This is a genomic window from Mycobacterium shottsii (assembly GCF_010728525.1).
Taxonomy (GTDB): domain Bacteria; phylum Actinomycetota; class Actinomycetes; order Mycobacteriales; family Mycobacteriaceae; genus Mycobacterium; species Mycobacterium marinum.
In genome coordinates this window covers 3,190,738-3,215,139 of the sequence record NZ_AP022572.1, presented here as the reverse complement: position 1 = coordinate 3,215,139, position 24,402 = coordinate 3,190,738, and the positions used below count along the sequence as shown (strand labels likewise).

Annotated in this window: 20 protein-coding genes, 1 tRNA gene and 2 pseudogenes; 12 read left to right on the top strand and 11 right to left on the bottom strand. The window is 64.3% G+C overall.

Annotation, left to right across the window (positions count from 1 at the left end; translation table 11 throughout):
- Positions 1-39: 39 nt before the first annotated feature.
- The 4 genes and pseudogenes from G6N41_RS14900 to G6N41_RS14885 all read left to right on the top strand — a co-directional run.
- Positions 40-1,881, top strand: a pseudogene (locus G6N41_RS14900) (molybdopterin-dependent oxidoreductase); the annotation flags it as partial.
- 47 nt (positions 1,882-1,928) lie between these two features.
- On the top strand, positions 1,929-2,804 hold the full coding sequence (locus tag G6N41_RS14895) for an IS5 family transposase (protein WP_407663823.1): 876 nt from the start codon (positions 1,929-1,931) through the stop codon (positions 2,802-2,804).
- Positions 2,758-4,188 carry an adenylate/guanylate cyclase domain-containing protein gene (locus G6N41_RS14890; protein ID WP_231608485.1) on the top strand — a complete coding sequence of 477 codons (1,431 nt, stop codon included), beginning with the start codon at positions 2,758-2,760 and terminating at the stop codon, positions 4,186-4,188. Before G6N41_RS14895 ends, G6N41_RS14890 begins: the two co-directional genes overlap by 47 nt.
- A gap of 797 nt (positions 4,189-4,985) precedes the next feature.
- Positions 4,986-6,350, top strand: a complete 1,365-nt coding sequence (locus G6N41_RS14885) for a PPE family protein (RefSeq protein WP_198913222.1) — start codon at positions 4,986-4,988, stop codon at positions 6,348-6,350.
- A gap of 316 nt (positions 6,351-6,666) precedes the next feature.
- Here G6N41_RS14885 and G6N41_RS14880 read toward each other — a convergent pair whose 3' ends face one another.
- From G6N41_RS14880 to G6N41_RS14865, 4 genes are all read right to left on the bottom strand, one after another.
- The gene (locus G6N41_RS14880; RefSeq protein ID WP_198967874.1) at positions 6,667-8,223 is read right to left on the bottom strand and encodes a DHA2 family efflux MFS transporter permease subunit; all 1,557 of its coding nucleotides are present in this window, start codon (positions 8,221-8,223) and stop codon (positions 6,667-6,669) included.
- A gap of 419 nt (positions 8,224-8,642) precedes the next feature.
- Positions 8,643-9,188: a hypothetical protein gene (locus G6N41_RS14875; RefSeq protein ID WP_231608483.1), complete on the bottom strand. Its 546-nt coding sequence runs from the start codon at positions 9,186-9,188 to the stop codon at positions 8,643-8,645.
- Positions 9,189-9,193: 5 nt separating this feature from the next.
- Complete coding sequence (locus tag G6N41_RS14870; RefSeq protein ID WP_198913147.1) at positions 9,194-9,613, bottom strand: hypothetical protein; 420 nt, start codon at positions 9,611-9,613, stop codon at positions 9,194-9,196.
- A gap of 72 nt (positions 9,614-9,685) precedes the next feature.
- A complete protein-coding gene (locus tag G6N41_RS14865; protein WP_198968057.1) occupies positions 9,686-9,901 on the bottom strand; it encodes a hypothetical protein in 216 nt (71 codons plus the stop codon).
- Between the two features lie 171 nt (positions 9,902-10,072).
- On the opposite strand from G6N41_RS14865, the gene G6N41_RS14860 reads away from it, so the two are divergent.
- The 6 genes from G6N41_RS14860 (at position 10,073) to G6N41_RS14835 (ending at position 14,980) form a co-directional block, all read left to right on the top strand.
- Entirely contained in the window at positions 10,073-11,719 is a 1,647-nt protein-coding gene (locus tag G6N41_RS14860; protein WP_198913221.1) for an NAD-dependent malic enzyme, read from the top strand.
- Positions 11,720-12,026: 307 nt separating this feature from the next.
- On the top strand, positions 12,027-12,443 hold the full coding sequence (locus G6N41_RS14855; RefSeq protein ID WP_198913220.1) for a hypothetical protein: 417 nt from the start codon (positions 12,027-12,029) through the stop codon (positions 12,441-12,443).
- Positions 12,440-13,372, top strand: coding sequence for a cysteine synthase A (cysK, locus tag G6N41_RS14850; RefSeq protein ID WP_198913219.1), 933 nt, complete (start codon positions 12,440-12,442; stop codon positions 13,370-13,372). Before G6N41_RS14855 ends, cysK begins: the two co-directional genes overlap by 4 nt.
- Positions 13,373-13,374: 2 nt before the next feature.
- Positions 13,375-14,061 (top strand): serine O-acetyltransferase, encoded by a 687-nt coding sequence (cysE, locus tag G6N41_RS14845; protein ID WP_198913218.1) that lies wholly within the window; start codon positions 13,375-13,377, stop codon positions 14,059-14,061.
- Between the two features lie 10 nt (positions 14,062-14,071).
- Positions 14,072-14,500 carry a thioredoxin family protein gene (locus G6N41_RS14840; protein WP_198913217.1) on the top strand — a complete coding sequence of 143 codons (429 nt, stop codon included), beginning with the start codon at positions 14,072-14,074 and terminating at the stop codon, positions 14,498-14,500.
- 48 nt (positions 14,501-14,548) lie between these two features.
- Positions 14,549-14,980 (top strand): DUF4395 domain-containing protein, encoded by a 432-nt coding sequence (locus G6N41_RS14835; protein ID WP_198913216.1) that lies wholly within the window; start codon positions 14,549-14,551, stop codon positions 14,978-14,980.
- A gap of 85 nt (positions 14,981-15,065) precedes the next feature.
- On the opposite strand, the gene G6N41_RS14830 is transcribed toward G6N41_RS14835, so the two are convergent.
- Positions 15,066-15,141: transfer RNA gene (locus G6N41_RS14830), tRNA-Asn, on the bottom strand.
- A gap of 206 nt (positions 15,142-15,347) precedes the next feature.
- On the opposite strand from G6N41_RS14830, the gene G6N41_RS14825 reads away from it, so the two are divergent.
- Positions 15,348-15,593 (top strand): hypothetical protein, encoded by a 246-nt coding sequence (locus tag G6N41_RS14825; RefSeq protein WP_020730346.1) that lies wholly within the window; start codon positions 15,348-15,350, stop codon positions 15,591-15,593.
- A gap of 14 nt (positions 15,594-15,607) precedes the next feature.
- On the opposite strand, the gene dnaG is transcribed toward G6N41_RS14825, so the two are convergent.
- The gene (gene dnaG / locus G6N41_RS14820; protein WP_198913215.1) at positions 15,608-17,578 is read right to left on the bottom strand and encodes a DNA primase; all 1,971 of its coding nucleotides are present in this window, start codon (positions 17,576-17,578) and stop codon (positions 15,608-15,610) included.
- A gap of 41 nt (positions 17,579-17,619) precedes the next feature.
- The gene (locus G6N41_RS14815) at positions 17,620-18,897 is read right to left on the bottom strand and encodes a deoxyguanosinetriphosphate triphosphohydrolase (protein ID WP_198913214.1); all 1,278 of its coding nucleotides are present in this window, start codon (positions 18,895-18,897) and stop codon (positions 17,620-17,622) included.
- Between the two features lie 143 nt (positions 18,898-19,040).
- Here G6N41_RS14815 and G6N41_RS14810 point away from each other — a divergent pair, with 143 nt between their 5' ends.
- Positions 19,041-21,029 carry a TPM domain-containing protein gene (locus tag G6N41_RS14810; RefSeq protein WP_198913213.1) on the top strand — a complete coding sequence of 663 codons (1,989 nt, stop codon included), beginning with the start codon at positions 19,041-19,043 and terminating at the stop codon, positions 21,027-21,029.
- Between the two features lie 208 nt (positions 21,030-21,237).
- Here the strand turns inward: G6N41_RS14810 and G6N41_RS14805 are convergent, their stop codons facing one another.
- The 4 genes and pseudogenes from G6N41_RS14805 to G6N41_RS14790 all read right to left on the bottom strand — a co-directional run bounded on the left by G6N41_RS14805 (position 21,238) and on the right by G6N41_RS14790 (position 24,144).
- Complete coding sequence (locus G6N41_RS14805) at positions 21,238-21,522, bottom strand: WXG100 family type VII secretion target (protein WP_198913212.1); 285 nt, start codon at positions 21,520-21,522, stop codon at positions 21,238-21,240.
- Positions 21,523-21,584: 62 nt separating this feature from the next.
- On the bottom strand, positions 21,585-21,881 hold the full coding sequence (gene esxM / locus G6N41_RS14800) for a type VII secretion system effector EsxM (protein WP_198913211.1): 297 nt from the start codon (positions 21,879-21,881) through the stop codon (positions 21,585-21,587).
- Positions 21,882-22,013: 132 nt separating this feature from the next.
- Positions 22,014-22,331 carry a hypothetical protein gene (locus tag G6N41_RS14795; protein ID WP_012395276.1) on the bottom strand — a complete coding sequence of 106 codons (318 nt, stop codon included), beginning with the start codon at positions 22,329-22,331 and terminating at the stop codon, positions 22,014-22,016.
- A gap of 286 nt (positions 22,332-22,617) precedes the next feature.
- A pseudogene (locus G6N41_RS14790) lies at positions 22,618-24,144 on the bottom strand (phospholipase C).
- Positions 24,145-24,402: the final 258 nt, after the last annotated feature.

Sequence of the window (24,402 nt, the reverse complement as noted above, 5' to 3'; positions counted from 1 at the left end):
CAGCAGGGGAGAAAGGATGCAGGCGTGGCCAGGGAACTCATGGCGCCCAACAAGGACGCCGTGAAAACCGTGTGTGCGTACTGTGGCGTCGGCTGCGGAATAGTGCTGCAAACTACGACCGACCCGCAGACGGGAAAGCGCCGCGTCGCCAAGTCGACTGGGGACAAGTCGCATCCGGCCAACCTCGGCCGATTGTGCACCAAGGGAACGACCACCGCGGACCTGCTTGCCGCGCCCGGCCGGATGGAATCGGCGTACCTGCAGGCCCACCGAGCGGGGCACCTGGAATCCATCCCGATCGACGATGCCATCACCCAGTGCGCCATGCGGTTACGCGCCATCATCGATGAGCACGGGCCGGACGCCGTCGGCGTCTATGTGTCGGGACAAATGTCGATCGAGGCCCAGTACCTGGCCAACAAGCTGACTAAAGGGTTCATCGGCACCAACCAGATCGAATCCAACTCTCGGCTCTGCATGGCGGGTGCGAGCTCGGGCTACAAGCTGTCGTTGGGGGCGGATGGTCCGCCGGGCTCCTATCAGGACTTCGACCACGCCGACGTGTTTCTGGTAGTCGGCGCCAATATGGCCGACTGCCACCCGATTTTGTTCCTGCGGATGATGGAACGCGTCAAGTCCGGCGCCAAGCTGATCGTCGTCGACCCACGGCGCACGGCGACCGCCGACAAAGCCGATCTGTTCCTACAGATCGCGCCGGGCACCGACCTCGCACTACTCAACGGTCTGCTGCACCTCATCGTTGAGAACGAACAAACCGATCCGCAGTTCATCTCCGAGTTCACCGAGGGATGGGAGGTGATGCCGAGTTTCCTCGAGCAGTTCACCCCCGACCGGGTAAGCGAGATCACCGGCATTCCCAGCGAGGACATCCGCACCGCGGCACGCTGGATCGGTACGGCGGCGAACTGGATGAGCTGCTGGACAATGGGACTCAATCAGAGCACCCATGGCACTTGGAACACCAACGCGCTGTGCAACTTACATCTGGCTACGGGGGCGATCTGCAAGCTGGGTAGCGGCCCCTTCTCCCTCACCGGCCAGCCCAATGCAATGGGCGGACGCGAAATGGGCTACATGGGGCCGGGTCTGCCCGGACAACGCTCGGTGTTGTCGGCGCCGGACCGGGAGTTCGTCGAGGAGCAGTGGGGTCTACCCGGTGGGGCGCTGCGCACCGATGTCAGCGGCGGCGTCATCGACATGTTCTCCCGCATGGCCGACGGCGAGATCAAGGCGTGCTGGATCATCTGCAGCAATCCCGTTGCCACGGTGGCCAATCGCAAGACCGTCCTGGCCGGCTTGGAGAAAGCCGAATTGGTGATCAGCCAGGACGCGTTCTTTGAAACCGAGACCAACGAGTACGCGAACGTCTTGCTGCCGGCCGCATTATGGACCGAATCCGACGGCGTGATGGTCAACTGCGAACGCAACATGTCCTTGTTCCCGAAGGCCGTTGATCCGGTCGGTGACGCGCTACCGGACTGGCAGATCATCGCCCGGATCGCTTGCGAGATGGGTTTTTCGGAGTCGTTCAGCTATAGCTCCGCCGCGGAGGAATTCGAGGAGATCAAGCGCTTCTCCAATCCGGCGACCGGATACGACCTGCGCGGTATCAGCCACGACAGATTGCGCGAAACCCCGCTGCAGTGGCCGTGTCCGCCGGACGGCGCGAGCAGCCAAAGCCCGATCCGCTACCTCAACGACGGTGTCAGCCAGCTTCAGTTCGTTCGCGACGATGGCACAGTGCCGCGGCTGGCGTTCCCCACCGCAACGGGGCGTGCGGTGTTCTTCGCCCGCCCGCACCTGGTGCCCGATGAGATGCCCGACGGCGACTACCCATTCCTGCTCAATACCGGGCGCCTAGGGCGTGTCTGCTTAATGTGAATGGTGTTTTGGCTGATGCTGTTTGGGTGATGCGGACGCATGCGATTTCTGATGATTTGTGGTCGCTGATCGTGGCGGTGTTGCCTGCGGGGCGGCGGCGTGGCCGGCCGTGGAACGATCATCGACGTACTCTGGAGGGCATTATCTGGCGTTACCGTACGGGATCTCCGTGGTGTGACCTGCCCGAGCACTTCGGTCCCTGGCAATCGGTGGCCGAGAGGCATCTACGCTGGTCGGTCGATGGCATCTACGCGCGGATCTTCGCGGCGATCGCCTCTGACCTCGACGCCGAGGACGCCGACCTGGGCGCACTGTTGTCGGTCGATTCGACCAGTGTGCGCGCCCACCAACACGCAGCCGGAGCGCGCCCCCGGGCGCCGCACAGGGGGGATCTGTCGAATTACAAGAAATATCTCGATGAGCCCGATGACCACGCCATTGGGCGTTCCCGCGGCGGGCTGACTACCAAGATCCACGCCTTGACCGACCAGCTGTGCAGTCCGGTCACCCTGGCACTGTCGGCCGGTCAAGCCGGTGATAATCCGATGCTTTGGCCACTGCTGGCCGCCCGGCGCAGCAACTCATACGCCCCGTTTCACCTGCTGGCAGACAAGGCGTACTCCCATGACTCGACGCGGGCACAGCTGCGCCGGCTCAAGATCGCCCATACCATCCCCGAGCGCAGCGACCAGATCACCCGCCGCAAAGCCAAAGGCCGCAACAGAGGACGGCCTCCGGGGTTCTCAGGCCGAATCTACAAGCACCGCAACACCGTCGAGCGAAGCTTCAACCGGCTCAAACACTGGCGCGCGGTCGCCACCTGCTACGACAAATACGCCCTGACCTACCTCAGCGGTGCCACCCTGGCCGCCATCATCACCTACCACCGCGTCCGCAATTAGCAGACAGGACCTAGCCCTGGTTCCCGTGGTCTCGTGGACGATCGGTTCGGCACTGTTCGCCGTCCTTTACGGACGCGTCAGTTACGAGTACGTCCCCAAGATCATTCTGGGCACCAGCCTAAGTGGTATCGCACTGTCGGCTACGTGTTACTTCTTCGCCGAGCTGATGCTGCGGCCAGCGGCCACCATCGCGCTTGGCGGCGGGCAGCCCACACGGCGTCTTGCCCCCAGCGTCATGAGACGCGCCACGACGTCGTGGGTGTTGGGCTCGGGTGTTCCACTGGTGGGGATCATCCTCGCTGTCGCGTTCGCGATGTCGCAACAACACCTGACCAGGAACGATCTGGAGCTCGTGCTGCTGTTGCTGGCGCCGTCCGCGCTCGTCTCGGGCGTGCTGTGCAACATGATCGCGGCCTGGCTGACTGCGACGTCAGTGCGCGATCTACATTCAGCCCTCAAGCGTGTGGAATCTGGTGACCTTGATTGCCAGCTCGAGGTCTTCGACGGCACAGAGCTCGGCGAACTGCAGCGCGGCTTCAACGCAATGGTTGAGGGGCTGTGCCAGCGTGAACGGATCCGGGACCTGTTCGGCCGTCATGTCGGGCGTGACGTCGCCGCTGCCGCCGAGGACCAGAGTTTCGAACTTGGCGGCGAAGAGCGCTGCGTCGCGGTTCTTTTCGTGGACATCATCGGATCTACCCGTTTGGTGACCGCCCGCCCTCCCGCCGAGGTTGTGCGGCTATTCAATCAAATGTTTGCCGTCATCATCGACGAGGTGAGCCGACGCAACGGACTGATCAACAAGTTCCAGGGCGACGGAACTCTGGCGATCTTCGGCGCCCCGATACGGGCGCTTTCACCAGAAACCGACGCGCTGGGCGCCGCCCGCGCGATCGCTCATCGACTCGCCAACGAGGTACCCGAGTGCCAGGCCGCGATTGGAGTGGCCGCGGGAGCTGTCCTGGCGGGCAATGTAGGAGCATTCGAGCGGTTCGAATACACCGTCATCGGTGAACCGGTCAACATCGCGGCGCGATTGTGCGAATTGGCGAAATCGGATCCACACCGCGTCCTGAGTTCGGCTGAGACAGTGCAGGCGAGCGACCCCGACGAGAGCCAGCACTGGACATTGGGCGGGCATACGGTGCTGCGGGGCCTCGACCGGCTTACGCAACTGGCCAGCCCCAACGACTGTCCCACCGGCCCCTGTGACACACATGTGGTCGAGTCGTTGCCGGCGCAGATCCGCACATCCGGATTTCCGTCCAACATGGTTCGGTCATCGGACAGGGAGCAGCCGCGGTCCGCCACTGAGATCATGCGCGCGCTATTTGTGCCGCATGGACGGGTCCAGCAGGGTCATGTCGGCCAACCAAACCCGTGAGTTGCGGTTGGCATCAAGTGCGGTAGCTCCAAGATCCGCGAGCCACGTGCCCTGCGGGCAACGGAGATGGCGATGCGCCAGACCTCGCCCCGCGCCCTATCGCCCGCATCAACCGGTCCACCGTGCGGCGGATCACCAAAGCTGACTTCTATTTCATTGTCCCGCTTAGCGATCCGGCGCTACCTCAAGGAACCCAACTCAGCCTCCGCGGCGAACTAATATCGCTGTGGCTAAACATGTTTCGACAGTTCTCAGGCTTACCGATACAAGTCCGCCAAGGCTGGCGCATCAGCGGCCGGCGAAGATCGGTCACATTTTGTTGCGCCACAGCAGAGGGTGAGCAGTCACCACATTTACAAATGCCCCACCCATACCTCACGTAAATGTACTGTCCACCTTCTTTACATTCTCGCCCGCCAGTCGCTGAAATGCCCTTGATGTCAATCAATTTCACTGGACGGTCGATTTCGAAAGACCCGGCAACTATTTGCTACGCTCGGCCGCAAATGCGGATTTGCCTTCCCCGCGGCCAGCAGCCCTAGCCGCGGCTGTTCGCGACCAGGGGCAGCCTCAAGGCCGCATAGCTGTCAGGTATTGACGATCGGAGGAGCAGTGGTTCCTAAGGGTGCACGCCCGGTGGGCGCGGCGTCATTGAGTGCTCCGTTGTTGATCAGGCCCGGCGAGATGGTCTCGCCGGCTGCTTGGGCGGATCCGTTGTCGTCAGCTTTGGTAGAACCGCGCTCCGAGAGCACGGCACCCGCCCCGGACCGAGGGGGTATGACTTAAGGAGCGCCCTCATGACGGCGTCTGTATGGATGGCATCTCCGCCGGAGGTGCATTCGGCACTACTGAGCGCGGGCCCAGGCCCCGGCCCACTGCAAGAGGCCGCCGCAGCATGGACGGCACTTGCCGCCGAACACGCTTCCGTCCCGGAGGAACTCACCGCCACACTGAGCGGGGTGGCGGCTGCCGCGTGGCAGGGGTCGAGCGCGCAGAGCTATGTCGATGCGCACGTGCCCTATCTGGCCTGGTTGAATACCACCAGCGCCGACTACGCGGCGACTCCGGCCGAGCACGAGGTGGCGGCCGGGGCCTACACCAGCGCGCTGGCAACGATGCCGACACTGGCGGAGCTGGCCGCCACCCACACCACCCACACGGCGCTGTTGGCGACCAATTTCTTTGGGCTCAACACCATCCCAATCACACTCAACGAAGCCGACTACGCGCGGATGTGGATCCAAGCGGCCACCACCATGAGCGCCTATCAAGTCATCTCGGGCACGACACTGGCCTCGATGCCCCACACCACACCAGCCCCGCCGGTGCTCAAAGCCGAAATCGGTACCCTCGCGGGCGTGCTCTCGGACGCCCTCGCCCCTGCACCACTATTCCTATGGGAAACCATCGTGGCGATTTTCACGTTCATCGTGAGACTCATCGGCTTTATCTACCTCTTCCTGAGGGATCTGATCGCTCTGCTGATAGCGGGAGAGCTGCTAGCGGCTCTCATGTTCGTGATTTGGACGGTGGCGTTTGTCGTTTGGGCCCTGGCGACAGTCGTCATCGAAAACATCATCCCGATCATGATCGCGCTGCTCGTGGCAGCGATCGCTCCAGTGCCGCTGGCTTTGGCCGTGGCGGCTAGTACACCGTTCGCAGTTGCAACGGTATGCGCGTTGACCGGTACCGAGCGGGGTCTATCGGCTGCCTTCGATATCGGTATTGCCCAGAATCTTCCGTTTCTGCTCAGCCTCTACACACAGCCTGCGAGCGTGAGCGTGCCGCCCGCCGACGCCGGACTAGCGACTGCGAGCGCCAAGCCTGTCGCCGCACACACCGGAGCAAAGCCGCTGTGGGACGGTTCTTCTGCGGTAGCGTCGGCCGGCGATGTGCCGCCAAGTGTAGCGCCGGAAGCCAGGCTGGTGGCGTCCAGCACGCTCGCTCATCCAAATACAACGGGTTCGACGGTAGCTTGCCAGCAAGATTCAAGAGCACCGGGCTTTGCCGGAACCTTGTCCGGGAAGTCACACGCTTCCCCCGCGGGGGTGACGGTGCTCGAGAGCAACGCTTTCAGCGACAGCCCGCGATTGCCAATGTTGCCGACCAGTTGGGACACCGACTGGACCAACGCGACAAGCAGTGAGCCGGTACCCGCCTGATCGATACCTGCCACTCAGACACCCTCGCGGGGCAGATGAGGAGCACATCATCTGAGAAGTACTACGGCTCAAAGGAACTCGATTTTTTGGGGTCCTTGTTTTGCAGGGCGTTGGGACACAGCACGTCTGGTGTGCGGCAGGTAGCAGCGGAGTCCAGCGACGTGGTCAACCACGCCGGATTGGCGAAACGTGGCTACATCGTGCAGGTTTGGCCAGCTTTTGGCGCCGGAACGTCCCGCAGCTGGCGGGGCGTACTGCCCAGAGGTACCCCCGAGGGGCGTCGGGCCGGCCGACGTCTCGACTTTCCCTCGACGATTCAAAGACCGACGGCGTCCGCCTCGCGCTCGGCATCGCCGAGCATGCCTGCCCCGCCTCGGGGGAACCACCGCCAGCCCGCCAGAAACACGAAGCCTAGTGATGCCGTGGCGATGAAGAACGCCACGCGTATGCCTTCGATGAAGTCTTCCTCCGCGATCGCAACGGGATCGCGGTGCACGATTTCTCGCCGCGGCACGATCCCACCGACGTGGGCGCGCGGGTTGGCACTGTCGATGATGACTTCGGCAATGGTGTGTCGCTGGACCGGATCGGGCACCGCGGGTTCCAGGTGAGGTTCGAGCGTGGCCGACAGCCAGGCGGCCAATAACGATCCCAACACGGCGAAGCCGATCGTCGAGCCGATCGCCCGCTGTGCACTCATGATGCCCGAAGCCATGCCAGCCCGTTCCGGGGGAACCGCGGTCATGGCGACGGTGGTGATCGGTGTCAGACACAGCGCCACGCCGGTGCCACAAAATCCAAGGCCGACCAGTACCAAGGCCCAGCTCCGGTGCTCGCTGGCGATCAGCGTAAGCAGCCCCAGCATCAACAGACCGAGCCCGATGAGGATGAGCACGCGCGCGCCGACCCGCGCAACCAGGCTTCCCACCAGTGGCGAAACGACGGCGACGCCGGCGCTGAACGGGAGGATCATCAGGCCGGTCGCCCCCGGGGTGTAGCCCCGAACGTTCTGCAGGAACTGCGTGGTGAGCAGCAGCATCCCATAGACCGCGAAGAACACCGTGCAAATAGTCCCGATGGAAAGCGCATAAGAGCTGTCACGAAACAACGTCAGATCCATCATTGGATCCGCTGACCTTCCCTCGATCCAAAGGAAAAGGGCGCAGCCAACTACGGCGGTCATGAGCAGAGTAAGGATCAGCGGCGATGTCCAGCCGATCTGGGGGCCCTCAATTACGGCATAAACAAAGGCTCCCACGGTGACGATGAACAGCGCCTGGCCAGACAGATCCAACCGGCCGGCCCGGGCGTTGCGCGACTCCGCCACAAATCCGACGGTGAGCAGAATGACGAACACCCCCATGGGCACGTTCACGTAGAAGATGCTCCGCCACCCCCACGTATCCACCAGCAGACCGCCCAGCGTCGGGCCAGTAGCGGTGCCCACGCTGGCGACCGCGGTCCAGATCCCGATCGCTCGCGCTTTCTCCTTCGGGTTGGGAAATGCGGCGCTCACCAGTGCCAGTGAAGTGACGCTGACCGTTGCCGCGCCGAAACCCTGAACCCCCCGCGCAGCAGTGAGCATCGCGATCGAGGGCGCCAAACCGCAGGCGATCGATCCCAGCGTGAACAAGGCGATACCCATCAGGTACCAGCGACGGCGGCCGTAGCGGTCGGCAAGTGTGGCGGCCGACATGATGAAGACCGCCATGCCGAGGCTGTATGCCGCCACCACCCATTGCAGGCCGTCCTCCCCCACTCCAAACGTATTTTGGATGTCCGGTAGCGCCACATTCAAGATGAACGCGTCAAGGAAGATCATGAATAGGCCAAGCCCGGTGGCAAAGATGGTGAGGAGCTGAGTGCGGTTCATACCGGCCCAGTTCATCAGGCATTGGGAGCGCGTCCCGATTGCGTGAATTTCGGCAACGATCTGCGGTGAACTGTAAGCTTCGATAACCGTCGGTGTCCGCGAATTTGTAACTTGGCGTGAATAAATATGTGCCGGCAGCTTCCTTATGCCCGATTGCGGCGAGAAATCATTCACCATGGTCCCAGCCCGGCCCCAAACCCACCCGTAGCGTGCGCCCATGGCGCGGCTTGGCCAGCGCGGCGTCCGGGCCGACAACGCCGAAAACGCCTCAGCGACAGCGGTATGCGATACCGGAAGCCCGACCTGTCCGCCGGGAAATAGCCGGGAGGCGCAGGCGCCGATCATCCGTGATGCATCAAGTCAAGATGCCTGCGAAACCTGGTTCATGCATCACGTAAGGAATGCCCGCGAAATCGGGGTCAGCTGGTGGTCTTGCTTTTGATGCGGATGCCGGCTTTGAGGGCGGGTAGAGCGGCGGGTATGGCGGCGAGGTAGAGCTGTTCGGTCTTGTCTTTGGCGAGTCTGAGCAGGGCGGCTTGCAGGTCGGCGATCTGGTGGGCGATCGCGGCGGGGTTGAGGCTGTTGCGGTAGGTGAGCAGCTCTGTTTGTTGGGCCGCTGAGAGGACTCCGGCGGCCAGCAGCCGGTCCAGGGGTCTGGGGCTTGTCGTAGAGCCGGCGGCGGTGACCGTCGCGGCTGCAGCCGTAGCTGATGGGTTTGATGGTGGGGTCAGGTAGTTGAGCCGGTCGTTGACCAGGTGCCACAGCCGGTTGAGCACGGCGCGTTCTTCGTCGGTGTCGTAGCGGTAGTAGAACCCGTAGCGACGCACGAGGTGGTTGTTTTTGGACTCGATGGTGGCCTGGTCGTTCTTCTTGTAGGGTCGTGAGCGGGTGAAGAAGATCTCCATGTCCGCGGCCCACTTGATGACCGCCTTATTGAGGAATTCGGTGCCGTTGTCGAAGTCCAAACCCGTTACCTTATAGGGATTTTAGTAATTCCGGTTTTGAGGGCGCCCAGGATGTGGGGGTGGGCGTTGTTGCGCACCGTGCGGGTGAACACCCAGCCGATGTGCATGTCGGTGAGGTTGACCGTGCGGGCGAACTCACCTTTCAGTGTCGGGCCGCAGTGCGCCACGGTGTCGCCTTCGAAGAACCCCGGAGATTCTTCGGCCTCATCGCCTGCTTTGCAGATGGTGATCGAGGACCGCAGCAGCGGGGAGGGTTTCGTCGTCGACACACCCGAGATCTGGTCGCGGGCCTTGGCGCCGCGCAGGTAGCGGTCGATCGTGGCGCTGCTCATCGCCAACAGCTCGGCACGCACCGCCGGGCCGTAACGGTCACGGCCGTCCACCAGTTCGCCGTGGCGTTCTAGAGCATCCAACTGAAGTGCCATGGAAGCGGCCAGGTACCGGCCGCACTGCCCGCCTGAGGCCGCCCACACCTTCTGCAACACCTTGAGCGCATCCTAGGAGTACTTCGGATTGCGTTGCCGGCAAATCCGTTTGGCGACCTGCCGACCCGCTCCCGGCGGCGCGGCCGCCGCCCTCAACCGCCGCCGGGCGTTGTCACGCGACCAGCCGGTGACCGCCACCACCTGATCCAGAATCTGCCCCTTGCCCGCCTTCGGCGCCCCCACATACCCCCTGGCGAACTTCGCGGTGATCTCGGCCCGAGACGACATCGACAGCCCACTTCCCATGCCTGCCAAGGATCGACCGTTCCGCGGGCATTTTTACGTGATCCACCGAGGACGCTTCACGGGCATTTCTCGTGATGCTTGCCGTCATCTTCCCGGGGCCGCCGCGGGGCGTTACCGTGGCTTAACTCGTCAAGTCACGGATGGAGGCTATCGATGAGCGATGCCCGGGTGCCTCGGTTTCCGGATGCGTTGTCCACACCAAGTCTCAATCGCGGCGTCGGCTTTACCCACGAGCAGCGTCGAGCACTGGGCCTGACCGGACGACTGCCCGCCGCCGTGCTCACCCTGGACCAACAGTCCGAACGCGTATGGCATCAGCTGCAAAGCCTGGCCACTGACCTGGGCCGCAATCTGCTCCTGGAGCAGCTGCACTATCGCCACGAACTGCTGTACTACAAAGTGCTGACCGAGCACCTGGTCGAGCTCATGCCGGTGGTGTACACGCCCACCGTCGGAGAGGCCATCCAACGCTTCTCGGATGAATACCGTGGTCAACGGGGATTGTTTCTGAGCATCGATGAGCCCGATGAGATCGCTGCTGCCTTCGAAACGTTCGGTCTGGGTCCCGACGACGTCGACCTGATCGTCTGCACCGACGCCGAAACCATCCTTGGCATCGGAGACTGGGGCGTCGGGGGCATCCAGATCGCGGTGGGCAAGTTGGCCCTGTACACCGCGGGCGGCGGCATCGACCCTCGCCGCAGTCTGGCGGTGTCACTCGATGTCGGTACCGACAACGAACAGCTGTTGCAGGACCCGTTCTATCTGGGTAATCGCCATGCCCGGCGCCGCGGCGAGGAATACGACCAGTTCATCAAGCGCTACATCGAGATCGCCCACCGGCTGTTCCCCCGCGCGATGCTGCACTTCGAGGACTTCGGGCCGACCAACGCGCGGATGATCCTGCGGACATACGGTGCGGACTACTGCGTGTTCAACGATGACGTACAGGGCACCGGCGCGGTGGTGGTGGCGGCCATTGACGGCGGATCCCATGTCACCGGAGTCCCGGTGCGCGACAACACGGTGATTGTCTTCGGCGCCGGTACCGCCGGGGTTGGAGTCGCCGACCAGATCCGTGACGCGATGGTCGCCGATGGTGCCACCGTCGAGCAGGCAACGTCGCAGATCTGGGCCGTCGATAAACAAGGGCTGTTGTTCGACGACATGGCTGACCTGCGCGAGTTCCAGGTGCCCTACGCCAAGAACCGGGCCCGGCTAGGCGTCGGCGCCTCGGATCGGGTGGGCCTGGTCGACGCGATCAAGCTCGCCGCACCGACCGTCCTGCTCGGATCCTCGACCGTCTCCGGCGCATTCAACCAAGAGGTGGTCGAGACGATGATGCAATCGTGCGATCGCCCGATGATCTTTCCGCTGTCCAATCCGACCTCGCGGATGGAGGCCATGCCCGCCGACGTGCTGGCGTGGTCGGGAGGAAAGGCGTTGGTTACCACCGGCACCCCGGTCGCACCCGTCGAATACCACGACAACGCCTACACGATCGGCCAAGCCAACAACGTGCTGGTGTTCCCCGGCATCGGGCTGGGCGTGATCGTGGCCGGGGCCCGGTTGTTGACCCAGGGCATGCTGCGAGCGGCAGCGAAAGCCCTTGCGCACCAGGCGAGTCCGACAACGACCGGGGATTCCCTGCTGCCGGATGTCCAGGACCTGCGGGGGATTTCGAGAACGGTCGCGGCGGCCGTGTACCAAGCAGCCGTCGCAGACAACGTGGCCACCAGAATCCATGCTGACGTAGGTCAGGCCATTCGCGAAACCATGTGGCTGCCCGAATACGATTAGTGTCGGCGATCGCGCTACCGCTCCAGACCCGCCCCGCAGCCGTGAACCGGCACGAGCCAGCAGCCAAGCCCACTCGACGAGCATGCCGGGCCCTGCCGTCCGAACAGGCGGAATACCCGCATGCCTTATAGTAGAGCCATGCAACAGGCCTCACAGCTGAGCTTTGTCCTCACGCGCTGCCCCGCCGTGGACTGTTGTTGTTGCTGTTGATTCCTGACGCGTTCTGACCGTCCAGTAATCGTCGCCTCTGTCGCCTCATGGATTGTGACGCAGGCTGACCAAAGTCTTCAGGAAGACCAACCCCGCTATGACTGTGTTATCCGTACCCAACCGCAAAGCCCGGGCGGACCGGACACCGCGCTACCACCATCTGATGAGCCCGGCCGCCGCGCGAGTGGCGGTAAAACCGGGCAACGGCGTTGTCCGGCAGGATATCTCAGCGTTTACCGCCGTTAACCCGCGCACTTGTACCGGCCCGGACGTCGGCGAACTCGACCAGCCCACCACCGCTTCCGGCTCCGCTTTCTCGGACCAACCACGGGCGCCAATCCCCCTGAGCCTCAGCGGCACTGGCCGCGTCGGGCGCCCCGGTACCGAGGCGGCCGCCGGCGCCACGCACCGACTCCCAGTTTGGCCAACGACTCCTGCTCCCAACACAACCGAGTTCGACCGCACCCGGGTGGCCACCGCGGGCGACGCCGACACCGATGGAGACGGCCAATGACCATCGCCGAAAACATCACCCAGCTGATTGGGGGTACGCCGCTGGTCCGGTTGCGGCGGGTCACCGACGGCGCAGCGGCCGATGTCGTCGCCAAACTGGAATCGTTCAATCCAGCGGGAAGCATCAAAGACCGCATCGGGGTCGCGATGATCGATGCGGCCGAGAAAGCCGGTCTGATCAAACCCGACACCATCATCCTCGAACCGACCAGCGGCAACACCGGCATCGCGCTGGCCATGGTGTCCGCCGCACGCGGCTACAAGTGCGTGCTGACGATGCCGGACACGATGAGCATCGAGCGGCGCATGCTGTTGCGCGCCTACGGCGCCGAGCTCGTCCTCGCCCCCGGCGCGGAGGGCATGGCGGGCGCCATCGCCAAAGCCGAGGAGCTGGCCAAGACCGACGACCGATACTTCATCCCCCAGCAATTCGAAAATCCGGCGAATCCGGCGGTCCACGCCGTCACGACCGCAGAAGAAGTGTGGCGCGACACCGACGGCAAGGTCGACATCTTCGTATCCGGAGTCGGGACGGGCGGCACAATCACCGGAGTTGCCCAGGTCATCAAGCAGCGCAGGCCTTCGGCCCAGTTTGTTGCCGTGGAACCGGCGGCGTCCCCGGTGCTGTCCGGTGGACAGAAGGGACCGCACCCGATCCAGGGCATCGGTGCGGGATTCGTGCCCCCGGTGCTCGACCTCGCCCTGGTCGACGAGGTGATAACCGTCGGCAACGACGATGCGCTCGAGCTGGCCCGACGGATGGCAACCGAAGAAGGACTGCTGGTCGGCATCTCGTCGGGCGCGGCCGTGTGGGCGGCGCGCGAGCTAGCCCACCGGCCGGAGAACGCCGGGAAACTCATCGTCGTCGTCCTACCCGACTTTGGCGAGCGATATCTGAGCACGGTGTTGTTCGCGGATCTGAGCGAGTGACCATGCTGACCCAGATACGGCGCGACATCCAGGCCGCCAGACAGCGTGATCCGGCCCGGCCCACCACGCTGGAGGTCATCTTCTGCTACCCGGGCGTGCACGCGGTGTGGGGACACCGGATCAGCCACTGGTTGTGGCGTCGTAACGCCCGTCTGGTGGCGCGCGCGCTGGGCGAGATCAATCGCATCCTGACCGGTGTCGATATCCACCCCGGGGCCGTACTCGGTGGCGGGCTGTTCATCGATCACGCGACCGGGGTTGTCATCGGTGAGACCGCAGAGGTGGGCGACGACGTCACGCTGTACCACGGTGTCACCCTCGGCGGCACCGGCACCGACGTCGGCAAACGCCATCCCACTCTCGGCGACCGAGTGATCATCGGCGCGGGCGCCAAGATCCTGGGCCCGATCAAGATCGGCGACGACAGCCGCATCGGCGCCAACTCCGTCGTCGTCAAAGAAGTCCCGTCGAGTGCGGTGGTGGTGGGGGTGCCCGGACAGGTCATCAGCCGCCAGGGGCCGTCTGGAGACGACGACTCGCTACTACCCGATCTGGTGGGGGGCAGCCTGCAGTCGCTGCTGACCAGGGTGGCCAGGTTGGAGGCGCAGGTCGACGACCGCCCGCCCAACGCGCGGGTGATTCGGCCGCCGGAGGCCGGGGTGTGGCACGGCGAAGACTTCTCGATCTGAGGATTGGCCGATGAGCACCACTTTGATAGCCGCCTCCGCGATCGTCGCGGCCCTGACCGGGGCATCGGCGATCGGGCTGACGGTCAATCGCCGCGCGGGAGTGTTGCGCGAAACCGGCCCCTCGACCGACCGCGCGCACCAGGACACCTCGGATCTTGGCCTATCTGAAACCGGGCCCACCATCATGCACTTCAGCGCCAACTGGTGTGGGCCCTGCGCCGCGGTGCGCCGCGTGGTCGATCAGGTATGCGAGGAGCTACCCGATGTCGCACACGTGGAGGTCGACATCGACGCGAATCCGGTCGCGGCGAAACGGCTGTCTGTGCTCTCGTTACCCACTACCTTCATCTTCGACACCGACGGACAGCAGCGATACCGCACCGCGGGTGTCCCGAAGGTAGCTGACCTGCGGGCAACGCTGATCCCCTTGCTCAGCTAACCGCCACCGTCGGACAGGAGCGGCCAGATGCCCAGCCATCCAAGTTAAGTGGATGTACGAGGCCCGCGATTTGCCGCGTGGATCACCACGATGGTCCTGATCCTCACCCTGGTCGTCTCCATCGCCAGCCCCCGGGCCGCAGCGGTGATCCTGGGCGTCCAGACCATGATCTTCGCCGTCACCGCGCTGCGGGGTCCACGGCGCAGCCCCTATGGATTCCTGTTCGCCAAACTTGCCGCTGCGCGACTTGGACCGGCGCGGGAACTCGAACCGGTGCCGCCACTGCGGTTCGCCCAATTGGTCGGACTGGTTTTCGCCGCCGCCGGCGTCGTCGGTTTTGCCCTCGGGGTACCGCTGTGGGGCGTCGTCGCGACCTCGTTGGCGTTGTTCGCGGCCTTCCTCAACGCGGCATTCGGTATCTGCCTGGGCTACCAGCTCTACCCACTGGTCGCCCGCCTTCGCCGGGCACCCATTACCTGAACGGTGATTCTCGCAGCGGGTTAACGGGTAGCGGCGATGTCCGCGGAATGCCGGTCAATCGATCAAGCGACCCGTCTAACTATCTTGGCTCCCCCGGGAGGACTCGAACCTCCAACCCTTCGGTTAACAGCCGAATGCTCTGCCAATTGAGCTACAGGGGACTAACCGGTCCATGCGAACGGTGGTGCAGATCGCGGGACGACTATAGCGTACTGGTAGACCTGCGCCCAACTATCAGAGGGACCAGATACCCACCCGATCGTCGTTTTTTCGGTGCCGCGCACCCGACTGGAGGGATCGGGCGAGCGCACCGCCTTGCCCGTGAGGCAGGATAGAAGCAACCGCACCGTTAGTCGGAGGGACCGCATTGATCGGGTATGTCGCCCTGCTGGGACTGGGTTACGTGTTGGGCGCGAAGGCCGGGCGCCGCCGTTACGAGCAGATCGCCGGCACCTATCGCGCGCTTACCGGCAGCCCCGCCGCCAAAACGGTGATCGACGCCGGACGCCGCAAGATCGCCAACCGCGTCTCCCCCGATTCCGGGTTCGTCACGTTGACCGAGATCGACGCGCAGACGGTCGTCGTTGAACGCCAACCCAAGGCCGCACCCTGACCTGACGCCCCGTCTCACGCGGTGAGGTCATCGCCGCTGGCCTGTTCCAACAGGCTGCGTCGATAGGCCTCCATGGCGACCAGGTCGCCAAACAGCGCGTGATACTCGTCGCCTTGTTCAATCGGTGACATCCGCTGGAGCTTGGATTTCACCTCGGCGATCTGCCGGCCCATCCAGACCTCCTGCAGCCGGGCCAGGACACCACCGATGTAGCGGGGCAGTTTCTCCTCATCAACCTGGATCGTCTCTACCGTCAATTCACTGATCAGCCCTGAGGTCAACGGTGAAGTGGTCTGTTGGCACACCATGTCCATCCACTGCGCCCCGGTAACCCCGGTCGCCGTGCCGCCCGCCGCGTCAATGGCTGCTCGCACCGCGGCGTACCCGGGGTGGGTGAAACTCTCGACGGTCAGGGTGTCGAAGACCGGCCCGGCCAGCGCCGGGTACTGCAGCGCCGATTTGAGTGCCTCACGCTGCGGCCACAGCGTCGGATCACGCGGGTCGGGGCGAGCGGCGGCCGGCTCGGCAGAGCCCGTGTCAGTGGACTCGTGAGCGGCGCGACGAGGTGTCTTGGTCGCGGCACCACCCCGGTTCGGTCTGGTGGCGTTCTTCGCTTCGCCACGCACCCGGTCGATGACTTGAGCCACATCGTCCCAACCGACCCAACCGGCCAACTGCCGGGCGTACTCGTCGCGCAGCGTGGGGTCTTTGATCTGACCCACCATCGGTACGCAGCGGCGTAACGCGCCCACCCGGCCCTCGGCGCTCTCCAGGTCCGACTCGGCGAGGGCGGTGCGGATCGCGAACTCGAACAACGGGGTCCGTCGGGCCACTAAGTCACGCAGGGCGGTGTCGCCCGAGGCCAACCGCAGGTCACAAGGGTCCATCCCGTCCGGGGCGACCGCGACAAAGGACTGACCGGCCAAATTCTGTTCACCGTCGAAGGCCTTGAGCGCGGCGGCACGGCCCGCTTCGTCACCGTCGAAGACATAGATCAGCTCGCCCCGAAAGAAGCTGTCGTCCATCATCAGCCGGCGCAGCATCGCCAAGTGCTCGTCGCCGAACGCGGTGCCGCAGGATGCCACAGCCGTGGTGACACCGGCCAGATGCATGGCCATCACGTCGGTGTAGCCCTCGACCACCACGGCCTGATGCCCCCTGGCGATATCGCGCTTGGCCAGGTCGATGCCGAACAGCACCGAGGACTTCTTGTACAACAGCGTCTCGGGGGTGTTGACGTACTTGGCGTCCATCGGGTCGTCATCGAACAACCTCCGCGCCCCGAACCCGATCACCTCACTGGCCGAGGAGCGGATGGGCCACAACAGGCGCCGGTGAAACCGGTCGATCGGGCCACGTCGCCCCTGCCGGGACAACCCGGCCGCCTCCAGTTCCTTGAACTCAAAGCCCTTGCGCTGCAAATGCTTTGTCAAAGAGTCCCACCCCGACGGCGCAAAGCCGCAGCCGAAGTGGCGGGCGGCCGCAGCGTCAAAACTGCGCTCGGTCAGGTACTTGCGGGCCAGTGCCGCCTCGGGGGACTCGAGGGCCTCGGCGTAAAACGCCGCGGCCGCCGCATTGGCGGCAATCAGCCTGCTGCGGCTGCCGCGATCACGCTGCACACTGGTGGCCGCGCCGGTGTAGCTGATCGTGTGACCGATCCGGTCGGCGAGCAGTTCCACCGCCTCGACGAAGCTGACGTGTTCGATCTTCTGCACGAAGGCGTACACGTCGCCGCCCTCGCCGCAGCCGAAGCAATGGAAGTGACCGTGATTGGGTCGCACATGAAACGACGGCGACTTTTCGTTGTGAAACGGGCACAGGCCCTTAAGTGAGTCGGCGCCGGCGCGTCGGAGCTGGACGTAGTCGCCGACGACATCCTCGATGCGGGCGCCTTCGCGGATGGCGGCGATGTCACGATCAGAAATCCGGGACCGGCCTCCCGAACCGGGACGACCCGCATCTCTAGTACCCGCCGGACCCGACATCGGCTCAGTCTAAAGCGTGCACAGCTACGCCATCAGGCCGCTTACCCGACCCTCCCATCGCCCAGCTGCGCGGCGTCGATACGTTCCAAGCGGCCCTCGGTATAGGAGGCGATCTGATCGACGACGACCCGCATCCGAGCGCCGTCGTCCCCGGCGGCATTGAATGCCGCGGCAAAGATCGGATCGAGCGTGCGCGGCGCCCCCGCATACAGCAGCTGCGCCACCCGGTGGATTCGTTCGCGTTGCCGGGCCTGAGTCTCGAGATGCCGCGGATCGGACATGATGAACTGCAGCGCCAGTATTTTCAGCACCGCGACCTCGGCTCGCACCAACTCGGGCACGTGCAGATCCGCCTGGTAGCGCACCAGCGGCCCCGGACCGGCCGCGGCACGGGTAGTCGCGATCGCGGCGGACGCGAACCGGCCCACCAGCTCGCTGGTCAACTGCTTCAGCGCGACCGAGGCCGCTAACGTCGCGTCGTACTTGCCTACCGCCGCGACGACGGGAAGCCCCGACAGCCGACCGGCAGCCTCCATCAATTCGTCGGCACTGACCCGCGAGAATTCGCTCTCCCCCAGCTTGGCCAGGGCCGCCGCCTCGTCATGGTCGGCGAGCACCCGCAGATCGATGCGTTCGGAGACGACACCGTCCTCGACGTCATGCACCGAATAGGCGACATCATCGGCCCAGTCCATCACCTGGGCTTCCAGGCACGGCCGGCGCTGCGGTGCCCCCTGCCGAACCCAAAGCGCTGGTTGCAGATCTTGGTCGTAGAAACCGAACTTGCGCCGCGCGCCGCCACGAGGCCAGGGATATTTGGTGACCGCGTCCAGTGCTGCGCGGGTCAGGTTCAGACCCACGCTAAGGCCGCGTTCATCAAGGACTTTCGGCTCGAGGCTGGTCAGAATGCGGAAGTTTTGCGCGTTTCCCTCAAAGCCACCGCATCCGGTAGCGACTTCGTCCAGTGCCCGTTCACCGTTGTGCCCGTAGGGCGGGTGCCCGATGTCGTGGGCCAGACCCGCCAATTCGACCAGGTCCAAGTCGCAGCCCAGGCCGATCGCCATGCCCCGCCCGATCTGGGCCACTTCCAGTGAGTGAGTCAACCGGGTGCGGGGCGTATCGCCTTCGCGCGGTCCGACGACCTGGGTCTTGTCGGCAAGCCTGCGCAGCGCAGCACAGTGCAACACTCGAGCGCGGTCGCGGGCGAAGTCGGTGCGATGTTGACCTTCGGTGCCCGGCAGACCCGCGGTCTTGGGCGCTTCGACCACGCGCCTTTGGCGGTCGAAGTCGCCATACGGCTCCTGCTGCTTTGTGCTCACCGCCCCACAGTCTGCCAGGCAGATCGCCGCCGGGACCCACGGCCGGCGCTCGCGCCGACACTGTTTGCCTCCGGCGGCGAATCGCCCGGACATGCAAAGCCTTGCTCCGATGAGACTGTGTGCTTGCCAGGCTAAATTAGGCTATGCGCATCCCCCGCCTACTTGGCGTGATCTTGATGATCTTCACCACCGGGCTGCTGTTGGCGCCGCCTTCCGGCGCGCAACCGCCATTCCGGCTGGCGAGCTATGTCACCGACAACGCTGACGCGCTCACCAGTTCGGGTCGCGCGAAGGTGACAACCGCCGTCAACCAGCTCTACACCGAGCGACATGTGCGGCTCTGGGTGGTCTACGTCGACGATTTCTCCGGGCAGAGCGCCACGAACTGGGCACAGCGCACCATGCAAACCAGCGAGTTGGGTGACTACGACGCGATACTGGCCGTGGCCACCGTCGCCCGCTCCTATGCGTTCCTGGTGCCGTCCACCGTGGACGGGATCACCTCCAGCCAGGTCGAAAGTCTGCGCCGCAACAAGATCGAGCCCAAACTGCGCGACGGCGACTGGGCCGGCGCCGCCGTCGCCGCGGCGGACGGACTCAACAAATCGCCACGCCCGTCCGGCAGAATACCGCTGCTCGTCGTCCTGAGCGTCCTCGCCGTAGCCGTCGCGATCTTCTGGATTGTGATGCGCTACCGCGCAAGCCGGCGGCGCACCAACGCACTGGATGCGGCACGGCGGGTCGACCCCACCGATGCCCGAGCTCTCGCCGCGGTGCCGTTGGACGTCCTCGACGAACTGTCCCGGTCAATGGTGGTCGATGTCGACAACGCCGTGCGCACCAGTTCCAACGAGCTCGCCGTGGCGATCGACGAGTTCGGCGAACAACGGACCGCGCCGTTTTCCCAGGCGGTAAGCAACGCCAAAGCTGCGCTATCCCATGCGTTTAGCGTGCGTCAGCAGCTTGACGACAGCACACCCGAGACACCCGCGCAGCGGCGTGACCTACTAACCCGGGTGATCGTTTCGGCCGCCAACGCCGACCGCGAACTGGAGTCCCAGACCGAGGCCTTCGAAAAGCTGCGTGACTTGGTGATCAACGCGCCGGCCCGGCTGGACCTGCTCACCCAGCGATACATCGAACTCACCACCCGCATTGCCCCGACCGAACAGCGACTGGTCGAGCTGCACGACGAGTTCGGGGCCACCGCGCTGAGTTCGATCTCCGCCAATGTCACCTCCGCCCACGAACTGCTGGCTTTCGCCGATAGCAACATCAGCTCGGCACGTGAGTTGTCCGCAAAGGCAGTCAGCGGCCAACAGACGGGTCTGGTGGATGCGGTACGTGCCGCCGAGTCCGCGCTCGGACAGGCTCGTTCGCTGCTCGACGCAGTGGACAGCGCGGCCGGCGACATCGGACATGCGGTTGCCACCATGCCGTCGGTGCAGGCTGACATTCAGGCGGGCATCCAGCACGCCAACGAGCAATTGCAGAAGTCACCGGCCAACAAATCGGCCTACGCCGCAGAGCTGATCGCGGCCCGCGATGCCGCCGCTCGGGCCGTCGATAACGCTCGCGTCACCGGCGCCGCGGATCCGCTGAGTGCATTTGCCCAGCTCACCACGGCAGACGCCGATCTCGACCGACTCCTGGCCGCCATCGCCCAGGAGCAGGCAAACGCCGAACACCTCAGACGTTCACTCGAACAGGCACTGTTCACGGCCGAGTCGCGGATACGTGCGGTCTCGGACTACATCGATACCCGTCGCGGCAGTATCGGGCCGGAAGCCAGGACCCGGCTGGCCGAGGCCGGACGTAGACTCGACGCCGCACAGAGCTACCGATCGACCAATCCGACCGAAGCGATCGCCCAGGCCAACGCGGCCTCGACGCTGGCCGCGAACGCGCAGTCGCTGGCCAATTCCGACGTGCAGGCCGCCCAGCGCGCCTACACGCGCCAGGGCGGCAGCAACACCGGCGCAGTCCTTGGCGGCATCATCATCGGCGACCTCCTCAGCGGAGGCATGCGCGGTGGTTTCGGCGGGTGGAGCCCCACCTCGTTCGGCGGCTCCTCGGGCTCGTCCGGCGACTCATCCGGCGGCGGCTTCCTGGGCGGCGGCGGGCGGTTCTAGAGCCCACGCCCCCAGCCAACGCAACCGTCTCGACCGTCTCGGCTGGTTGCGGACAACGGGAACCATTAGGCACAGGGAACATCAGGCACAAAAATGTGCACGTCCACGTGCGGGCACTGGGTACCCGTACATGGACGTGCACATTTTCGGTAGGGCGAGCGCACCGGTCAGCGGTGCGCCGCCGCGAACCGAAACTTCTCCAGACCTATCAGGCCCAGCTGGAACCGACGGCGCTGTCCGTTTGCGCCATGTTGTTGCCGGCAGCCTGAACCTTCTGGCCGTGCGAGTTGGCCTGCTCGTAGATCACCTGGAAGTTGCGACCCAACTGGGTGATGAACTCCTGGCAAGCCACCGAACCGGCGCCACCCCAGAAGTCACCGGCAGCCAGCACATCGCGAACGACGGCCTGGTGCTCGGCCTCCAACGAAGCGGCCTGTGCGCGGATGAGGGCGCCGTGGGCGTCGACATCGCCGAACTGGTAGTTAATTGTCATTGAACCTGTTCTCCTTAGCTTGTAAAAGTGTATGGCTGCAACAGCTTTCGCTGCGGTGGACGTTAGCCGCGGAGGACCTGCTGGGAGGCCTGCTCTTGCTGCTCGTAGTTGTTCACGTCGCGAACGAGACCGTCACGCACGCCGTGCAGCATGTTGACGATGTTGCGGAAAGCGGTGTTCATCTGACCCATGGTGTCCAGCGAGGTTGCCGAAGCCATACCGCTCCAGCCCGCGCCGGCGATGTTCTGCGAGGACGCCCACATCTTGCGGGCCTCGTCCTCGACGGTCTGGGCGTGCATTTCGAAACGGCCCGCCATGTCCCGCATAGCGTGCGGGTCGGTCATAAAGCGTGTTGCCATCTTGCCTTTCTCCTAATTCTCTCGACTCAGTTACCTGGGACTACTCATGCAGATTGATTGTTGGTATTGCCGACTGCGGGATCCCCAAGCCGCCAATCAATCGTGAAGGAATGACTGTCTTCCCCCTCTCTCTCAACCGGCCGCCGGCGAATTCGGTATCACGCTGCTGGTACGGGGCATCTCGAAATGAGGTTCGGCATTTGCTGCCTCCCACTCCCTCCATTCCGCCCACTCGTCCCACTCGTCGGTACCGGCAGCTGCCGCATCCACGTTTTCTTCGACCACGGCCTCGGCGCCTTCTTCAGGCTCCGGTGCCCAATGGTCGTAGTCATCCGGCGGAACGGCCGTACCCCAGCTGAGCGGAACCGACAAGCCGCAGAGCAGCCCCGACTCACCCCGTTTAGCCGCCACAGCATCAGGTGGCAAGGGCGGACCAAGAGGCAATAGCACGCTGTCCCCTTCCAGTGCCGATCTCAAGACCCCAACTCTCAATGGCGAAATACAAACCACCAAGCACCCGCATCGTAAGCCAATATCGCGGGCCATATGCCCCGATTGATCGAATTTTCTGGGGGCCCAGACGGACACCGCTCGATGTGCGACTTGCACAGCGAACGGCTCACGACGGTCCGGCCGGCGCCGGCTCGACCTGCCCCTCGACCAGCGCCGCGTGGGCCCCATGCCGCCCGGCTGCGATGGCGGTGGGCTCCCTTTGGCATAGGCAGCTATTCAGCGACTAACAGATGCCGCTGGGGACGCCACGCACCGGTCCGGACTCCTGTGTGGGCGTCGTCTGGGGATAAGGCACCCGATACGGAAGCCCTTCGTTGAGAAATCCCAACACCGCATTCGGTACGCAGTTGATCAGCTTCGGCAGTTGTTTGGCCGGATGGTCGAGGTTGGGCGGCGAGGGGTTGGGCGGGACAGCGAAATTGAATGCAGAAGTCATGTCCCCGGTCACGCTGGCCCGCCATGGGGTCAGGTTGGGAACCGGCACCCCGAATCGCTTGCCGATCAGCTGCAGCTGCGAAGTGTGGTTGAACCGCTCGTGAGCCAGCAGTCCGCCGCGGCTGTAGGGAGAAATGACAAAGCAAGGCACTCGATAGCCCAGGCCAATCGGCCCGCGGATACCGCCGGACCCGTCGACCCTGTTGATGTCGACCGTTGGGGGGATCCATTCACCAGGCGTACCCTCCGGCGGCGTCGGCGGCGTCACGTGGTCGAAGAAGCCGCCGTGTTCGTCGTAGGCGATGATCAGCGCGGTCTTCTCCCACACGGCCGGGTTTCGCAGCAAGGCCCGGATCAAGTTGACGATGGTGACCGCACCGACCGCGACCGGGAACGAGGGATGCTCGGACTCGACGGTCAGGGGGACGACCCACTACACCTGCGGCAACCGGTTGTTCATGATGTCGAGCACAAAGTCGGCGGGATAACGCGGCGCAATGCCGTAGCGGGCCAGATCCGACCGCGGATCTCCCGCCTGCTTGAAGCTGCCCACATATCCGTTGCGGCTCAGCGATGTGTCGTTGAGCCCGCCGAGCAACTTGCTGTTGTAGACCTTCCAGCTGACACCGGCATCGCTGAGATTCTCTGGCATCAGACGCCAGCTGAATGTCAACTTCGGCTGAATAGTCGGCTCGACGATTTGAGGGCCGCCTTTGTCACCGTCAGGATTGACGGTTCCACTGATCCAGTACAGCCGATTGGGCATTGTCCCGCCCAACAGCGACGAGTGGTACTGGTCGCATATCGTGAAGGTGTCGGCCAGCAGGTAATGGATGGGTATGTCCGGGCGTGCGTAATAACCCATTACCACCGGCGTATTGGCTTGCGACCGCGTCCTGGCCTGCGCGGCCAACCAGCCGTCGTTGCCGCCCCCATTCCAAGACAGGTGGGCGGCGATCCACTGGTGATCGGGATCGTTGACGCACTCGCCAACTCCGTTGGGACCCCGGGTCGTATCGATGCGATAGGGCACCGTGGTACCGGCCGGATCGACCGATTGTGTCCGCGGGTCCCAACCCTTCTGCTGAAACAACGACGTTGGGGTGTCGAACCCGTCCACACTCGAGAGCGAGCCGAAACAGTGGTCAAAAGACCGGTTTTCCTGAAGACACAACACGATGTGCTCAATATCGGTCAGATGTCCGGAACACGGACCGGCCGCATAAGCCTTTTCAATCACCGGAGCGGCCCAGTCTGTGAGAAAAGCGCCGGCGCCAACCCCGGTGGCCTTAGCCATAAATTCTCGACGTGACATTCCGGCGAACGCGTCTCGGCTCACCATGCGCACTCCTTCGCGTGTCGTGGGTCACCTTATGTTGAGGACGCACACAGGCGACAAATGCCGACCGGCGTGTCATCCGGGGATTGTTGCCATGTCCAATAGCGCGCGTATGCGTGAACCGGGCCCAACCGTTGCATGGCGCCGCAATCTTGCGCGCGTGTTATCCCCGCCGCCGCGGTGGAAATGACGGGTTCTCGCGCATCGGCCCTGCCGCACAAGCATTTTCAGACA

Coding starts and splice junctions, on each gene's coding strand:
- G6N41_RS14865 (WP_198968057.1), bottom strand. CDS start 9,901: ATGTCGTCTCGGGCCGAGATCACCGCGAAGTTCGCCAGGGGGTATGTG.
- G6N41_RS14880 (WP_198967874.1), bottom strand. CDS start 8,223: ATGAACCGCACTCAGCTCCTCACCATCTTTGCCACCGGGCTTGGCCTA.
- cysE (WP_198913218.1), top strand. CDS start 13,375: ATGCTGACCCAGATACGGCGCGACATCCAGGCCGCCAGACAGCGTGAT.
- dnaG (WP_198913215.1), bottom strand. CDS start 17,578: ATGTCGGGTCCGGCGGGTACTAGAGATGCGGGTCGTCCCGGTTCGGGA.
- G6N41_RS14810 (WP_198913213.1), top strand. CDS start 19,041: ATGCGCATCCCCCGCCTACTTGGCGTGATCTTGATGATCTTCACCACC.
- G6N41_RS14805 (WP_198913212.1), bottom strand. CDS start 21,522: ATGACAATTAACTACCAGTTCGGCGATGTCGACGCCCACGGCGCCCTC.
- esxM (WP_198913211.1), bottom strand. CDS start 21,881: ATGGCAACACGCTTTATGACCGACCCGCACGCTATGCGGGACATGGCG.
- G6N41_RS14870 (WP_198913147.1), bottom strand. CDS start 9,613: ATGGCACTTCAGTTGGATGCTCTAGAACGCCACGGCGAACTGGTGGAC.
- G6N41_RS14855 (WP_198913220.1), top strand. CDS start 12,027: ATGACTGTGTTATCCGTACCCAACCGCAAAGCCCGGGCGGACCGGACA.
- G6N41_RS14860 (WP_198913221.1), top strand. CDS start 10,073: ATGAGCGATGCCCGGGTGCCTCGGTTTCCGGATGCGTTGTCCACACCA.
- G6N41_RS14840 (WP_198913217.1), top strand. CDS start 14,072: ATGAGCACCACTTTGATAGCCGCCTCCGCGATCGTCGCGGCCCTGACC.
- G6N41_RS14885 (WP_198913222.1), top strand. CDS start 4,986: ATGACGGCGTCTGTATGGATGGCATCTCCGCCGGAGGTGCATTCGGCA.
- cysK (WP_198913219.1), top strand. CDS start 12,440: ATGACCATCGCCGAAAACATCACCCAGCTGATTGGGGGTACGCCGCTG.